This window comes from Pseudomonas sp. S5F11 (assembly GCF_019641515.1).
GTDB classification, from domain to species: domain Bacteria; phylum Pseudomonadota; class Gammaproteobacteria; order Pseudomonadales; family Pseudomonadaceae; genus Aquipseudomonas; species Aquipseudomonas rhodesiae.
Map to the genome: position 1 here is coordinate 3,729,792 of NZ_JAIFJZ010000001.1, position 13,934 is coordinate 3,743,725.

Here is a 13,934-nt window from a genome sequence, read left to right on the forward strand (position 1 = left end):
GGGCAAGTCAAACTTAGAAGAGAACACAACTTATGCTTTTTTCCCGTAAGGCGGTTTCCAAGCGTCACTTGCTGCTGATTGCAGCCGGTTTCAGCACCGTACTGACCGGTTGCGCCACGTCGCCGGCCTCCAAGGTCGCGTCGAGCACCAAGGTCGAGTACTACCCAAGCTGCTACGAGCCGGTCCAGCACCTGCGTGCCACCGATTCGGACATGACCAAGTCGGTCGTTACCGGCGCGGCCATCGGCGCTGCCGGCGGTGCCCTGCTGGGCGTGTTGAGCGGCGACAAGGACAAGCGCGGCCGTAACGCCGCCATCGGCGCGGCGGGCGGTGCCCTGGCCGGCGGCGCGGCGGGTTACTACACCGAGCGTCAGAAGCAGATTGCCGACGACAACCAGCGCATTGCGTCCTACGCGGCCGACGTCAACAAGAGCGCGTCCGACATCGACCGCAGCACCGCCTACGCCAAAGCCTCGCAGCAGTGCTACCAGAGCGCGTTCACCAAGCTGGTGGCCGATCGCAAAGCCAAGACCGTCAACGACACCGAAGGCCGCAAGCGCCTGGCGGAAATCGTCGCCGGCCTGAAGGAATCCAACGACCTGATCGTAGCGGTCAACGGCAAAGCCGCCGAAGACCTGAACAACTACACCCAGGCTTACGAGAAAGACCTGCAACAGGTCGGTGTGCAGCGTAATGACGTGGTGACCGTGGCCACCGCCGATACCACTCCGGTGGTTGCTCCGGCCAAGGGCAAAAAGGCTGTGAAACCGGCCAAGAAGCCAGTGCTGCCGGTGGTGCCGAAAGAAGCCGTCGCTACCGAGAAAACCCTGCAGACCGCGCAGACCAAGCAAGCTGAAAGCAAGCAGGTCGCCAGCGCCGGTAAGGCACAGATCGAAGGCACCTGCCGCGATCCAAACCTGGCCGATTGGGCACCGGTCCCTTGCCCTAACGTTTAAGCAACATGTTGCTATAAGCGTTAAACGCCAGCCGATCTCCCGCTAAAGCGCGAGATCGGTGGCGTTCTTCCGACAAATCGCTACACTGCTGCGGCCACTCAATAATTACACCGAGGCCGTGTGCATGAAATTTCGTCTTCTCCTGTGGGTGTTGGGCCTGATGATGGGCAAAGCCAGCCGCACCAACCCTGCCTTTCAGCAACAGCTGGGTGATAAAGACCTGGCGTTCCAGTTGCAGACCCTCGACGGCAAGGTAGCCCGTCATTTCATCGTCAAAGATCAGCGCATCACCAGCCGCTCGGGTGTTCACCCCGCGCCGGCGTTTGCCATTGCCTTTAAAGACGCCGCCTACGGCTTCGCCACGATGCAGGCGAAAAACAAGCAACTGGCGTTTATGACGGGGATTCAGGACAAGTCGATCCAGATCAAGGGCAACCCGGCGCTGGTAATCTGGTTCCAGGGGCTGACGAAGTACTTGAAGCCGAAGAAAAAGAAGTAGGGCTCTTCAGCTAGACCGAGTTGGATTTATCGGGGGCAAGCCCCCTCCCACATTTGGAATGCATTCCCATGTGGGAGGGGGCTTGCCCCCGATTGCTATCTGACAGGCGCTACACTCAGCCCTGAGTGAATTGCGAGGCCAATTCGCGCAGCAAGACTTCGGCGTCCAGCACCTTACCCACCACTTCGTCAGCTTTGTCCCGGCTCAAGCCCAGACGCTCAAGCAGTGCATCCGGGATCGCTTCGTCCGGTCCGGAACCGATCCCACGGCTGCGCAGCAGGCGAACGGCCAGGCACACCAGGTTCGGGTACTCGGCGTAGTTACCGTCGTAGGTCGGGTCGTGCTGGAAGCGCAGGGCGGTGGACAATTCATCCGGCATGTCCCAATAACGCATCAACCAGGCGCCGATCTGCTCGCGGCTGATGCCCAGCAAGTGCTGTTCCACATAGCTGTGGCACAGGTGCGGGTTGACCTCCAAGTGGCGGCAGATCAGCGAGAAGTGCGGCGGGAACACATGGGCCAGCAACAGGTAGCCAAAGTTGTGCAGCAGGCCTGCGAGGTACGTCAGGCCCGCTTCCGGGCGCTGGGCGCGGGGCATGGCGCGGGTCAGGCCCTCGATCACGGCCGCGGTGTAGATCGACTGGTGCCAGTACGGCGTGGCCTGTTGCGGATGGTCTTTGGGCAGGCTCAAGGTTTTGCCCAGGGCCAGGCCCAGCGCCAGGTTGATCACCAGGTCGAACCCCAGCACGCGCACAATGGCGTCTTCCACGGAGCGGATTTTGCCCGGCGACGCGTAGTACGGTGACGCCGCCCAGCTCACCACCTGCGCCGCCAGCGCCGGGTCGGTTTCCACCACGCCGGTGATGTCGTCGATGGTGGCGTTGGGGTCGACCCGCAGCTTGATGATCTTCTGCGCAGTGTCGGCCAGCGGCGGAATTTCGATGGTCGCTTCCAGACGCTGCTGGATACGGCGAGCGGTGAACGCCTGCATCGCCTGGGTGATTTCCTCGCGGTCATCATTAGGGCGGTCGAGGTTCGGGCGGATATTGCTCAACGGCTCGCCGAATTGCGCGGCGCTGGCCTTGGTGAGCATCGTCTTGAAGGCATCGGTGGGGATTTCCAGCAGCAGCCCGGCTTCGCCCGAATGCACCAACAGGCTCGGCTCGTTGAGCAGGCTGCCTTCGTACAGGCATGGCGAACTGGTGAGCGGCGGCAGGCCCGGCAGCAGTTTCAGGTCGTGCTTGTCCAGCATGCGCTTGATGCGATCCGGCGCCACGGCGGTCAGGCGACGCCCAGTGAGTTCGGCGAGGCGGTTGAGGTCCAGCAGTTGGTTCTGGGGAAACAGCACCATCAGTGCGCCCACCGCGTCTTCCAACAGCACGGCCTGCACCTTTTGCGCAGGATTCAGGCCCGGTTGTTCGGCGACTTCCGTGTAGCTGACGGCAAGCTTGGCGAGCAGAGCGCGGATAACCGGCGGGGCGGCCAGCGGGGCTGTGGCGTGGGCAACTTCTGACATGGCCTGATCCAATTTCGTACAGTCACCGAAGTATAACCAGCTTGATACAAGTGTTGGTCGGATAAGTGCTTTTTGTGACCCGGTTGGGGATCCGCGACGCCTTTTGCTTCTGTAGCGTCAAACCTGGCCGTATTGCTGACCGTGCCGCAGCCAGCGATCCAACAGCGGGCTGACATGATCCGGCCAGCGCTCCAGCAGGGCTTGCGCCGCATCGCGGACGGCCGGCAGCAGGTCGGCGTCGCGCATCAGGTCGGCCACTTTGAACTGCAACAGGCCGGTCTGGCGCGTGCCGAGCATTTCACCGGGGCCGCGCAGTTCGAGGTCTTTTTCGGCGATGACAAAACCGTCGTTGGTTTCGCGCATGATGCCCAGGCGCTGGCGGCCGATCTGCGATAGCGGTGGGTGGTATAGCAGCACGCAGTGGCTGGCGGCGCTGCCTCGACCGACGCGGCCGCGCAGTTGGTGCAATTGCGCCAGGCCCAGGCGTTCGGGGTTCTCGATAATCATCAGGCTGGCGTTGGGCACGTCCACGCCGACTTCGATCACCGTAGTGGCCACCAGCAGTTGCAGGTTGCCGGCCTTGAATTCGGCCATCACCGCCGCTTTTTCCGCCGGCTTCATACGACCATGGATCAGCCCGACCTTGAGTTCGCCCAAGGCGCTGGTGAGGTCTTCGTAGGTGGTTTCGGCGGCCTGGCAGGTCAGCTCTTCGGACTCTTCGATCAGCGTGCAGACCCAGTACGCCTGGCGCCCTTCGGCGCAGGCGCCGCGCACGCGGTCGATCACCTCGACCCGTCGCGTATCGGTGACCAGCACGGTGTTGACCGGGGTGCGACCGGGCGGCAATTCGTCGAGGATCGAGGTGTCGAGGTCGGCGTAAGCGCTCATCGCCAGAGTGCGTGGGATTGGCGTGGCAGTCATGATCAGCTGATGCGGGCTCATGCGTCCGCCCACGCCTTTCTGGCGCAAGGCCAGGCGTTGCTGCACGCCGAAGCGGTGTTGTTCGTCGATGATGACCAGCGCCAGGTTCTTGAACTGCACTTCGTCTTGAAACAGCGCGTGGGTGCCCACCACCATGGGGGCACCGGCGGCGATCTGCTCCAGGGCGGCTACGCGGTTCTTGCCCTTGAGCTTGCCCGCCAGCCACGCCACTTCCAGGCCCAGCGGTTCGAGCCAGCGCTTGAAGGTGATGAAATGCTGCTCGGCGAGAATCTCGGTAGGCGCCATCAGCGCCACCTGGTAACCGGCTTCCAGCGCCTGCAGCGCGGCGAGGGCGGCGACCACGGTCTTGCCTGCGCCGACGTCGCCCTGGATCAGGCGCAGCATGGGTTCGTGCTGGCTCAGGTCGTAGGCGATTTCGTTGCCTACGCGCTGCTGGGCGCCGGTCGGCGTGAAGCCGAGATTGGCCAGGTATTGCGCGGGCAGACGCGTGGCCTTGGGCATCGCCGGCGCGCGCAGGGAGCGCATGCTTTCGCGCAGGCGTTGCTGGGACAGTTGGTGAGTCAGCAACTCTTCGAAGGCCAGGCGGTGCTGGGCCCAGTGATGACCCAGGGCCAGCTCGTCCACGTCGGCATCGGCGGGGGGGTGATGCAGGTAGCGAATCGCATCGGCCAGTGGCGCCAACTGGTAATCGCGGGCCAACTCCAAGGGCAGCCAGTCGGGCAGGCTGGTGGGGCCGAGCATGGACAGCGTCTGCATGCACAACTGGCGCAGGCGCTGTTGAGTCAGGCCTTCGGTGAGCGGGTAGATCGGGGTGAGGGTGGTATCTACCGGTGGCGGTTCGTCGCCGGTGATGGCGCGGTATTCCGGGTGGTAGATCTCCAGGCCCGAGGCGCCGGGCCGGGCCTCACCGTAGCAGCGCACGCGGGTGCCGCGCTTGAGGCCCTCTTTCTGCGCATTGCTGAAGTGGTAGAAACGCAGGCTCAGGCCGCCGGTACCGTCCTGCAAGCGCACCACCAGGCTGCGGCGCTTGCCCATTACCACATCGGCACCGCTGACGGTGCCTTCGATCACCGCATCCTGCCCAGGGCGCAAGTGGCCGATGGGCACCACGCGGGTGCGGTCCTGATAGCGCAGGGGCAGATGGAACAGCACGTCCTGGAGGTTCTCCAGGCCGACCTTGGCCAACTTCTCGGCCATGGCCTCACCGACACCCTTGAGTGCCGTCACCGACACCTGCGACAGCTCAGTCATACGGTTACTTAGCTCGCCGCAGTCGGCTTGGCCACCGAGCATAGGCGGATCGAGTCGGCGAGGATCTCAATCGCCTTGGGCCGTGGGAAGCTGGCGCGCCAGGCGATGGCCACCGTGCGGAACGGCACCGGCGGTGTAAGCGGGCGTACTTCGATTACGCCGGGGGCGTAGTGATGGCTGTCCACCGCCGACAGCGGCAGGATCGAGATGCCCAGGCCCGAGGCGACCATGTGGCGGATGGTTTCCAGGGAGCTGGATTCCACGGTGGTGTGCTTGGCGCCGTCGTTGCCCTTGGTGAGGGTCGGGCAGGCTTCCAGCACCTGATCGCGGAAGCAGTGGCCTTCACCGAGCAGCAGCAGGCTCTTGTCGTTGAGCAGGGCAGCGTCGATGCTGGCTTTTTTGGTCCACGGGTGCGAGGCGGGCATCAGCACCTGGAACGGCTCGTCGTAGAGCGCCAGGGTGAGCACATCCGCTTCGTTGAACGGCAGGGCGATGATGATCGCATCCAGCTCGCCGTTGCGCAGTTTGTCGCGCAGTACGTGGGTGAAGTTCTCTTCGATATACAACGGCATCTGCGGCGCGACGCGGTGCAGTTGCGGAATCAAGTGCGGGAACAGGTATGGGCCGACGGTGTAGATGGCCCCGACCTTGAGCGGCGCGGTCAGTTGGTTCTTGCCGGCCTGGGCCAGTTCGCGAATGCTTTGCGCCTGCTCCAGCACCTTTTGGGCCTGGGCGACGATGCCTTCGCCTACTGGCGTGAGGCGCACGGCGCTCTTGCTGCGCTCGAAAATCAGCACACCGAGTTCGTCTTCAAGCTTTTTCACGCCCACCGACAGCGTCGGCTGGCTGACATGGCAGCGCTCGGCCGCATGGCCAAAGTGTTGCTCTTGGGCGAGGGTCACGATGTAGCGTAATTCTGTAAGAGTCATAGCGGGCGTCCATGAGGTTGCGAGCCAAGCATACCGGCTGCAATCGATAGACGCACGTTATCAGAAGTTTGTTAGGGATTGAGTGGGAACTGCTGAGGATTTTGCTGAAAGTGACGAGGGTTACCCCTCGCCACACTCATGTTCAGCGACGACGCTTTTCGATGTTGTACACGAACGGTGCAACGATCTCGATGCTGCCGCTCTTGACCATATCGGCCGGCGGTTTGGGCAGCGGTTGGGCACGACGGATCATGTCCAGGGTGGCGCGGTCCAGGTCGGCGTTGCCGGAAAGGCCCACCAGCTCGTAGGACAGTACATTGCCTTCGGCATCGACCACGAACTTCAGGCGGTTGAGACCCTCCTTGCCTCGGGCCTGGGCGCCTGGCGGATACTTCTTGTACTTCTGCAGGTGCGCCAGCAACGTGCCTTCCCAAGATGCCTTGGCCGCCAGCTGTTGTGGCGACGGCCCTGGTGCAGGCTGTGCCGATTTCTGCGGTGGCGCTTGGGTCGGCGGCGTATCGCTCGGTGGCTCCTCGGAAGGTTTTTCCTTGGGCGGCTCGGGCTTTTTCTCCACCGGCTTGGGCGGCTGGGGTTTGGGCTTGGGCTTGACCGGCTTGGGCACCTGGATCGTCGGCTTGGGCGCTTCGGCCATTTTTGGCAGCGGCAGCTCTTCCACCGGGGCGGGCGGCTGCGGCGGTGTCACCACCTTCGGCGGGGCCGGAGGCGGTGGCGGTGCGGGAGCAGGCGCCAGGTCGATGACCATGGCAGCCGGCGGCAACTGCACAGTGCGCGGCGCCGACCAGTGGAGTGCGATGGCAATCGCGATGGCATGCACGCCCAGTACGACGGCGAGGCTGGTGCCATAACGCGTCAGTTTGTGGCGCGTCGTGATCATTTCTTGGCTGCCGTCTCAAGTCCAACCAGGCCAACCTTGAGGTAGCCGGCCGCCCGCAGGGCATCCATCACGCTCATCAGATCGCCGTAGTCCACGCCTTTGTCGGCTTGGAAGAAGATCGTCGTGTCCTTCTTGCCTTGGGTCTTGGCGTCGAGCACCGGCCCCAGGGTTTCGGCTTTGACTTCTTCTTCGCCCAGGAACAGACGTTGATCTGCCTTGACGCTGAGGAAGATCGGCTTTTCCGGTCGTGGCGCCGGTTTGGCGCTGGAGGCGGGCAGGTCGACCTTGATGTCTACGGTGGCCAACGGTGCAGCCACCATGAAGATGATCAGCAGCACCAGCATCACGTCGATAAACGGCGTGACGTTGATTTCGTGGTTCTCGACGAGTTCGTCGTCGCCTTGATTCAAATGCAGGCCCATGGCCGATTACCCCACTTTCACCATGTGCGGTTGCGAGCTGCGCTCGGTAGGCAGGTGGTCGAGGTCGCGGCTGACCAGCAGCAGGACTTCCGCCGACGCGTCCGACACCTGGGCCTTGTAGCCGGCAATCGAGCGGGCGAAGACGTTGTAGATCACCACTGCCGGGATCGCTGCCACCAGACCCAGCGCAGTTGCCAGCAGGGCTTCGGCGATGCCGGGGGCAACCACGGCTAGGTTGGTGGTCTGGGTTTTGGCGATGCCGATAAAGCTGTTCATGATGCCCCATACGGTGCCGAACAGACCTACGAACGGTGCGGTGGAGCCGATGGTCGCCAGAACGCCGGTGCCGCTGCTCATGTTGCGGCCGCAGGCAGCCACCAGACGCTCAAGGCGGAAGGCGACACGCTCTTTGATGCCTTCTTTTTCGCGAGTGTTGGCCGACAGGCGCATCTCTTCCAGTGCATCGTGCACCAGGGTATTGGCCAGGGTGCCTTTCTTGGCTGCGCTTTCGCTGGCTTCCTTGAGGGTGGTGGCCTTTTTCAGATGGACGATTTCAGTACGCAGGCGACGCTTGGCGCCCAGCAGCTCGAAGCCTTTGGCTATCCAGATGGTCCAAGTGATGATCGAGGCTATGGCCAGGCCGATCATCACAGCTTTCACCACCACGTCAGCGTTCTGGTACATACCCCAGGGCGACAGGTCGTGGGCCATGCCCAAGGTGTTGTTCTCTTCCAGCACCACACCGGTGTCGTCCGCAGCCGGGGCGGCCGGGTCGGTGGCGACTGGCGCGGCAGGCGGTGCGGGCGGGGTGGCGGCATTCTGCTCGGCGGCAGCAGGAGTGGCGGGTGCGGTGGCATCGGCGAATGCGGCGGTCGGCGCCAGCAGAACGCTGAACAGCAGCGCAGCAATCGCGCGCCAGGCGCGGGAAGGGCTGTGAGGCTTGGTTGGCGAAGCGGGGGTTGTATTACGTGTCATGCTGGCCGGACCTGAGAGAAAGAATGAGTGATTGTCCTTCCAGACCCAGAGCAAGGGGCGAGGACAAATGGGTGGTCATTATTGCAAGTAATTCTTGTTAACAGAAGTAATACAGTAACTTTATTTGCCCTTTTTCTGGCCGTCGGTCAACTGAGAGGGCTAACCTAGACCTTTCAATACGGAGTTTTATGATGTCCGCGCCTTCTGTTGTGATTGTCGGATGTGGCGATGTGGGGAGTCGGTTAGCCAGCCAATTGCTTGCCTCGGAATGGGAGGTGTACGGCCTGCGGCGCGACATTTCGCGCTTGCCTGTCGGGGTGATCGGCATTGGCGGTGACCTGTTCAAAAAGGACTGCCCCGATACCTGGCCAATCGGCGGCGTGGATTACCTGGTGTATTGCGCCGCCGCGACCGATCACGATGAAGCTGGCTACCGCGCGGCTTACGTGCAGGGGCTGCAACATGTTCTGGAGTGGCTCGGCGATTACGGCCAGCAACCCAAACATCTGCTGTTTGTGTCCAGCAGCAGTGTGTATGGGCAGCAGAACGGTGAATGGGTCGACGAAACGTCCGAAACCCAGGCCAAAGGCTATTCCGGGCAGATCATGCTCGAAGCCGAGCAGGTTGCCTTGAACAGCGGCATTCCTGCCAGCATTGTGCGGTTAACCGGCATTTACGGCCCAGGCCGCGAATGGTTGCTGACCCAGGTGCGCCAAGGTTACCGGGTGGCGGTAGATCCACCGTTATATGGCAACCGGATCCACGCGGACGACGCAGCAGGCTTGCTCGCGTTTTTGCTGCGGCATGTGGAGAAGGGCGGTTCGCTGGATAAGGTCTATATCGGTGTGGACGACGCGCCGGCGCCGCTGGCCGAAGTGGTGGCCTGGCTGCGCGATTATCTGGGCGTGACAGAGTGGTCAGACGAGGCCAGTGTGCGGCGTGCGGGGAGCAAGCAATGCAGCAACGCGCGGATCAAGGCGCTGGGCTGGGTACCGACATACCCGACTTACCGGGAAGGCTACGCGGCGATCCTCAAGGGCTGAAACACGATCTGAAAAATGTGGGAGGGGCCTGCCCCTCTCACATTCAACTGCCTGCAAGGGTCGTTACTGTTTTTCCAACAGCCATTGGCGTGGGCCTGGCGTAAACGAAGGTACTTCGTCTGCCTGTGCCGTATTGACCGCCTGGAAAATTTCCAGCTGTTTGCCCTTGCGCATGAAAATCCAAGGGTTGCCCTGGCCATTGAGTTGCAGCCAGATGCTGTCGTAGCCGCCGCTCATAGAGGCGCAATCGCCTGCCAGGCACAGCGAATACCGGTCGACTTTGGGTAGGCCGACAACCTTGCCGTCGGCCTGGAACTGCACGATTGCGCCGTTGCCGAAGCCGTCGGTGATTTTCCAGTCGCCGCCCAGGTAGGCGGCATAGAGCGCCCGTTCGAAGTTGGCGCCCAATGGTGCGCCTTCCGGGGCTGGGTCTTTAGCACGGGCGAACAGTTGCTCGGGCTCGTTATCGTTGGCCACTTGCAGCAACTGCTTACCTTTGCGCTTGAGTTCGGTGGCGGAGCTGCCATAGAAGTCCACGCTCCAGGCGCCGGATTGTTGCCCGAGCAACTTGCCTTCGGCGACCTCAAAACCGTTGTAGTAACGGGCTTGAGATGCCTTGACGTTGACCTCCCATTCGAGGTTCGGGCCAAAGCTTTGCAGCGCTTCACGCAGAGGGCCGCCCTTGGCTGCCGCATCAATGGCGACCTGATTGATCCAAGTGCCGCTTACGTCTTGGTCGGCAGGGTTGCTGGCACAGCCGCCGAGCAACAGGGCGAGCAATGAAGAAGCTACAAGCGCTTTGCGCATCATGAAATCCTTTTAAAACGAGGTCGGCGCAGCCTGTGGGGGCTGCGCCGGGTGTTTTACTCGATCACCAGAATCGCGTCCATCTCAACCTGCGCGCCTTTTGGCAGGGCTGCCACGCCGATGGCGGCACGGGCTGGGTACGGCTGTTCGAAGTACTTGCCCATGATCTCGTTGACCTTGGCGAAGTGGCTCAGGTCGGTGAGGAAAATGTTCAGTTTGACGATGTCCTTGAACGAACCGCCGGCGGCTTCGGCCACGGACTTGAGGTTTTCGAAGACTTGCACGGTCTGGGCTTCGAAGCCTTCCACCAGTTCCATGGTTTTTGGGTCCAGAGGAATCTGGCCGGACATGTAGACGGTATTGCCTGCCTTGATTGCCTGGGAGTAAGTACCGATGGCGGCCGGGGCTTTGTCGCTGGTGATAACAGTCTTGGTCATGAATGACTCCTTGTAATAGGCAGTGGCGGGGTTGAAGAACTACGCACGCATGCGGGTAATGCGGATGACCCCGGTCAAGGCGCGCAGCTTCTTGATCACGCGGGCCAGGTGTACGCGGTCGTGTACGCTGACCACCAGTTGGACCACGCTGATGCGACCATCGCGTTCGTCCATGCTGATCTTTTCGATGTTGCCGTCGGCGGCGTTGACGCTGCTGGCCAGCAGGGCGATCAGGCCGCGCTGGTGCTCCAGCTCAACGCGCAGTTCGACGTTGAATTCGCCGGTGACATCCTTGGCCCACGAAAGCTGGATGCATTTTTCCGGGTTGTGCCGGATTTCGGAGATGTTGCGGCAGTTGTCCAGGTGCACCACCATGCCTTTGCCTGCGGACAGGTGGCCGACGATCGGATCGCCCGGGATCGGTGTGCAGCATTTGGCGTAGCTGAGCACCAGGCCCTCGGTGCCGCGAATCGCCAACGGGCCTTCGGGGCTCGGCAATTGCTCGCCCTCGCCCAGCAGGCGGCGGGCGACCACGTAGGCCATGCGGTTGCCCAGGCCGATATCTTCCAGCAGGTCTTCGATGGTTTCCTGGCGATATTCGTGAAGCATCGCCTGCACGCGTTCTTGGGGAATCTTGTCCAGGGCGCTGTCGAAACCGTTGAGTACCTTGTTCAGCAGGCGCTCGCCCAGGCTGACGGACTCGGAACGGCGCTGCAGTTTCAGGGCGTGGCGAATGTGTGTACGGGCCTTGCCGGTGACCACGAAATTGAGCCAGGCCGGGTTCGGTCGTGCGCCCGGTGCGCTGACGATCTCCACGGTGGAACCGCTTTGCAGCGGCTCCGACAGTGGCGCCAAGCGCCGGTTGATGCGGCAGGCGATGCAACTGTTACCCACATCGGTGTGCACGGCATAGGCGAAATCGACAGCCGTGGAGCCTTTGGGCAACTCCATGATCCGGCCTTTGGGCGTGAACACGTAGACCTCGTCCGGGAACAGGTCGATCTTCACACTTTCGATAAATTCGAGGGAGTTGCCCGCGCGTTGCTGCATTTCCAGCACGCCTTTGACCCATTGGCGGGCGCGGGCATGGGTGCCTTTGGGCTGCTCGTCGCCACTGGATTTGTACAGCCAATGGGCGGCGATGCCGTTGTTGGCCATTTCTTCCATTTCACGGGTGCGGATCTGGATCTCGATCGGCACGCCATGCATCCCGAACAGCGTGGTATGCAGCGACTGATAGCCGTTGGCCTTGGGGATGGCGATGTAGTCCTTGAAGCGGCCGGGCAGGGGTTTGTACAAATTATGCACAGCGCCGAGCACGCGGTAGCAAGTGTCGACCTTGTCTACGATGATCCGGAACGCATACACGTCCATGATCTCGTTAAAGGCCCGACGCTTGCCGCGCATCTTTTTATAGATGCCGTAGATGTGCTTCTGCCGGCCACTGACCTCGCCTTCGATTTCGTCGATGGCCAGGCAATGGCTCAGCGACTCTTCGATCTTGTTGACGATTTCCTTGCGGTTGCCCCGGGCACGCTTGACCGCCTGGTAGATGCGCGCCGAGCGCATGGGATGCATCGCCTTGAAGCCGAGGTCTTCGAATTCGATGCGAATGGCGTGCATGCCCAGCCGGTTGGCGATGGGCGCATAGATTTCCAACGTTTCCTTGGCGATGCGCCGGCGTTTTTCGCCGGACAGCACTTCCAGCGTGCGCATGTTGTGCAGCCGGTCGGCCAGTTTGACCAGGATCACGCGGATATCGCGGGCCATGGCCATGGCCATCTTCTGGAAGTTTTCCGCCTGGGCTTCGGCCTTGGTCTCGAAATTCATCTGGGTCAGTTTGCTGACCCCGTCGACCAGTTCGGCCACGGTTTCGCCGAATTGGGAGCTGAGAGCTTCCTTGGCGATTCCGGTGTCTTCGATCACGTCATGCAGCATCGCGGCCATCAGGCTCTGATGGTCCATGTGCATGTCGGCAAGAATATTAGCCACCGCAAGAGGATGGGTGACGTACGCCTCGCCACTGCGGCGGCGTTGGCCGTCGTGGGCTTGTTCGGCGTAGAAATACGCTCGGCGGACCAGGTTGACCTGGTCTGGGCCGAGGTAGGCCGATAAGCGATCGGCGAGGGCGTCTATGCTCGGCAAAGTGTGAACTCCTGCCGATGGTTTTGACCCCGCGCCGTGCTACGTCGACCAGGCATAGGCTTAGACGGCCTCGTTGGACTCGTCCTCGAACGCTGCGAACAGCGGTTCGTCTTCAACGATTTCGGCGTTGGCGATGAACTCGTAGCTCATCAGGCCTTCAGCGATTTCACGCAGGGCGACAACGGTCGGCTTGTCGTTTTCCCACTGGACCAGAGGCTCTTTGCCGCCAGTGGCCAGTTGACGGGCACGCTTGGTAGAGAGCATGACCAGCTCAAAGCGGTTATCCACGTGTTCTAGGCAGTCTTCAACGGTTACGCGGGCCATGGTATTCCTCGGAGCGAATGCAAGATGCGCGCTGCCCGGTTGGGCGAGCGGACTGAGCAGTTTAAAAAATCACCAGCGTTTAGGGAAGCGCTGATTTTTCGCGGAACCTCGTCAAACCGCTGCAAGTGCCAATGTAAAGCCCTTGCAGCGGTTTTGGGAAGCGTCAATCAGCCGAGCAGTTCGGCCAGTAATTTGCCAAAACGCTGTTGTTGGCGCTTCTGCTGGAGCTGATTGGCGCGGAAAATCGCCTTCAGGTCCTCCAGCGCGTGTGAAAAGTCGTCGTTGATGATCAGGTAATCGTAGTCGACGTAGTGGCTCATTTCGCTGACGGCTTCACGCATGCGGCCATCGATGATCTCGTCGCTGTCCTGGCCACGGTTGGTCAGGCGTTGGTGCAGGGCTTGCAGCGAGGGCGGCAGGATAAAGATCGAGCGCGCATTGGGCATCAGCTTGCGCACCTGTTCGGCGCCCTGCCAGTCGATTTCCAGGATCAGGTCATGGCCTTCGTCCAGGGTCTGCTGCAAGTGGCTTTGCGAGGTTCCGTAGAGGTTGCCGAACACCTCGGCGCGTTCCAGGAAGTCGCCGTGCTCGATCATCTTCACGAACTCGGTGCGCTCGACGAAGTGATAGTGCACGCCGTTCACCTCACCCGGGCGCATGGCGCGGGTGGTGTGGGAGATCGAGATGCGGATCTGATCGTTGGTGTCGGTCAGGGCCTTGACCAGACTGCTCTTGCCCGCGCCCGAAGGGGCGGAAATGATGTACAGGGTGCCGGTGCTGTGGGTCATGGAGG

14 protein-coding genes are annotated in these 13,934 nt (G+C 61.8%); 3 read left to right on the forward strand and 11 right to left on the reverse strand.

Annotation, left to right across the window (positions count from 1 at the left end):
• The first annotated feature begins 32 nt into the window (after nucleotides 1-32).
• Nucleotides 33-956 carry a type VI secretion system-associated lipoprotein TagQ gene (gene tagQ / locus K1567_RS16710; RefSeq protein ID WP_034101493.1) on the forward strand — a complete coding sequence of 308 codons (924 nt, stop codon included), beginning with the start codon at nucleotides 33-35 and terminating at the stop codon, nucleotides 954-956.
• A 124-nt stretch (nucleotides 957-1,080) separates the two neighbouring features.
• Nucleotides 1,081-1,455, forward strand: a complete 375-nt coding sequence (locus K1567_RS16715; RefSeq protein WP_003195530.1) for a hypothetical protein — start codon at nucleotides 1,081-1,083, stop codon at nucleotides 1,453-1,455.
• Nucleotides 1,456-1,570: 115 nt separating this feature from the next.
• On the opposite strand, the gene K1567_RS16720 is transcribed toward K1567_RS16715, so the two are convergent.
• The 6 genes from K1567_RS16720 to exbB all read right to left on the reverse strand — a co-directional run bounded on the left by K1567_RS16720 (nucleotide 1,571) and on the right by exbB (nucleotide 8,385).
• The gene (locus K1567_RS16720) at nucleotides 1,571-2,971 is read right to left on the reverse strand and encodes an aminoacyl-tRNA deacylase and HDOD domain-containing protein (RefSeq protein ID WP_034115456.1); all 1,401 of its coding nucleotides are present in this window, start codon (nucleotides 2,969-2,971) and stop codon (nucleotides 1,571-1,573) included.
• Between the two features lie 117 nt (nucleotides 2,972-3,088).
• Nucleotides 3,089-5,164, reverse strand: coding sequence for an ATP-dependent DNA helicase RecG (gene recG, locus K1567_RS16725; RefSeq protein WP_220698663.1), 2,076 nt, complete (start codon nucleotides 5,162-5,164; stop codon nucleotides 3,089-3,091).
• A gap of 8 nt (nucleotides 5,165-5,172) precedes the next feature.
• On the reverse strand, nucleotides 5,173-6,093 hold the full coding sequence (locus K1567_RS16730) for a hydrogen peroxide-inducible genes activator (protein ID WP_034101490.1): 921 nt from the start codon (nucleotides 6,091-6,093) through the stop codon (nucleotides 5,173-5,175).
• 142 nt (nucleotides 6,094-6,235) lie between these two features.
• Entirely contained in the window at nucleotides 6,236-6,988 is a 753-nt protein-coding gene (locus K1567_RS16735; RefSeq protein ID WP_034101489.1) for an energy transducer TonB, read from the reverse strand.
• Complete coding sequence (gene exbD / locus K1567_RS16740; protein ID WP_003195519.1) at nucleotides 6,985-7,410, reverse strand: TonB system transport protein ExbD; 426 nt, start codon at nucleotides 7,408-7,410, stop codon at nucleotides 6,985-6,987. The genes K1567_RS16735 and exbD overlap by 4 nt, the downstream gene beginning before the upstream one ends.
• 6 nt (nucleotides 7,411-7,416) lie before the next feature.
• Nucleotides 7,417-8,385 (reverse strand): tonB-system energizer ExbB, encoded by a 969-nt coding sequence (gene exbB / locus K1567_RS16745; RefSeq protein WP_034101488.1) that lies wholly within the window; start codon nucleotides 8,383-8,385, stop codon nucleotides 7,417-7,419.
• Nucleotides 8,386-8,576: 191 nt separating this feature from the next.
• On the opposite strand from exbB, the gene K1567_RS16750 reads away from it, so the two are divergent.
• Complete coding sequence (locus K1567_RS16750; protein WP_034115455.1) at nucleotides 8,577-9,428, forward strand: SDR family oxidoreductase; 852 nt, start codon at nucleotides 8,577-8,579, stop codon at nucleotides 9,426-9,428.
• A gap of 63 nt (nucleotides 9,429-9,491) precedes the next feature.
• On the opposite strand, the gene K1567_RS16755 is transcribed toward K1567_RS16750, so the two are convergent.
• The 5 genes from K1567_RS16755 to gmk form a co-directional block, all read right to left on the reverse strand.
• Nucleotides 9,492-10,235, reverse strand: a complete 744-nt coding sequence (locus K1567_RS16755; protein WP_034101486.1) for a hypothetical protein — start codon at nucleotides 10,233-10,235, stop codon at nucleotides 9,492-9,494.
• A 56-nt stretch (nucleotides 10,236-10,291) separates the two neighbouring features.
• Nucleotides 10,292-10,672: a RidA family protein gene (locus tag K1567_RS16760; protein ID WP_003176922.1), complete on the reverse strand. Its 381-nt coding sequence runs from the start codon at nucleotides 10,670-10,672 to the stop codon at nucleotides 10,292-10,294.
• A gap of 39 nt (nucleotides 10,673-10,711) precedes the next feature.
• On the reverse strand, nucleotides 10,712-12,817 hold the full coding sequence (gene spoT, locus K1567_RS16765) for a bifunctional GTP diphosphokinase/guanosine-3',5'-bis pyrophosphate 3'-pyrophosphohydrolase (protein ID WP_034101485.1): 2,106 nt from the start codon (nucleotides 12,815-12,817) through the stop codon (nucleotides 10,712-10,714).
• Nucleotides 12,818-12,877: 60 nt separating this feature from the next.
• A complete protein-coding gene (gene rpoZ, locus K1567_RS16770) occupies nucleotides 12,878-13,141 on the reverse strand; it encodes a DNA-directed RNA polymerase subunit omega (RefSeq protein WP_003176920.1) in 264 nt (87 codons plus the stop codon).
• Between the two features lie 167 nt (nucleotides 13,142-13,308).
• Complete coding sequence (gene gmk, locus K1567_RS16775; protein WP_034101484.1) at nucleotides 13,309-13,929, reverse strand: guanylate kinase; 621 nt, start codon at nucleotides 13,927-13,929, stop codon at nucleotides 13,309-13,311.
• Nucleotides 13,930-13,934: the final 5 nt, after the last annotated feature.

What these genes read in the sequence shown, in the direction of transcription:
- tagQ (WP_034101493.1), top strand. Translation starts at nt 33, where the DNA reads ATGCTTTTTTCCCGTAAGGCGGTTTCCAAGCGTCACTTGCTGCTGATT.
- K1567_RS16715 (WP_003195530.1), top strand. Translation starts at nt 1,081, where the DNA reads ATGAAATTTCGTCTTCTCCTGTGGGTGTTGGGCCTGATGATGGGCAAA.
- K1567_RS16720 (WP_034115456.1), bottom strand. Translation starts at nt 2,971, where the DNA reads ATGTCAGAAGTTGCCCACGCCACAGCCCCGCTGGCCGCCCCGCCGGTT.
- recG (WP_220698663.1), bottom strand. Translation starts at nt 5,164, where the DNA reads ATGACTGAGCTGTCGCAGGTGTCGGTGACGGCACTCAAGGGTGTCGGT.
- K1567_RS16730 (WP_034101490.1), bottom strand. Translation starts at nt 6,093, where the DNA reads ATGACTCTTACAGAATTACGCTACATCGTGACCCTCGCCCAAGAGCAA.
- K1567_RS16735 (WP_034101489.1), bottom strand. Translation starts at nt 6,988, where the DNA reads ATGATCACGACGCGCCACAAACTGACGCGTTATGGCACCAGCCTCGCC.
- exbD (WP_003195519.1), bottom strand. Translation starts at nt 7,410, where the DNA reads ATGGGCCTGCATTTGAATCAAGGCGACGACGAACTCGTCGAGAACCAC.
- exbB (WP_034101488.1), bottom strand. Translation starts at nt 8,385, where the DNA reads ATGACACGTAATACAACCCCCGCTTCGCCAACCAAGCCTCACAGCCCT.
- K1567_RS16750 (WP_034115455.1), top strand. Translation starts at nt 8,577, where the DNA reads ATGTCCGCGCCTTCTGTTGTGATTGTCGGATGTGGCGATGTGGGGAGT.
- K1567_RS16755 (WP_034101486.1), bottom strand. Translation starts at nt 10,235, where the DNA reads ATGCGCAAAGCGCTTGTAGCTTCTTCATTGCTCGCCCTGTTGCTCGGC.
- K1567_RS16760 (WP_003176922.1), bottom strand. Translation starts at nt 10,672, where the DNA reads ATGACCAAGACTGTTATCACCAGCGACAAAGCCCCGGCCGCCATCGGT.
- rpoZ (WP_003176920.1), bottom strand. Translation starts at nt 13,141, where the DNA reads ATGGCCCGCGTAACCGTTGAAGACTGCCTAGAACACGTGGATAACCGC.
- gmk (WP_034101484.1), bottom strand. Translation starts at nt 13,929, where the DNA reads ATGACCCACAGCACCGGCACCCTGTACATCATTTCCGCCCCTTCGGGC.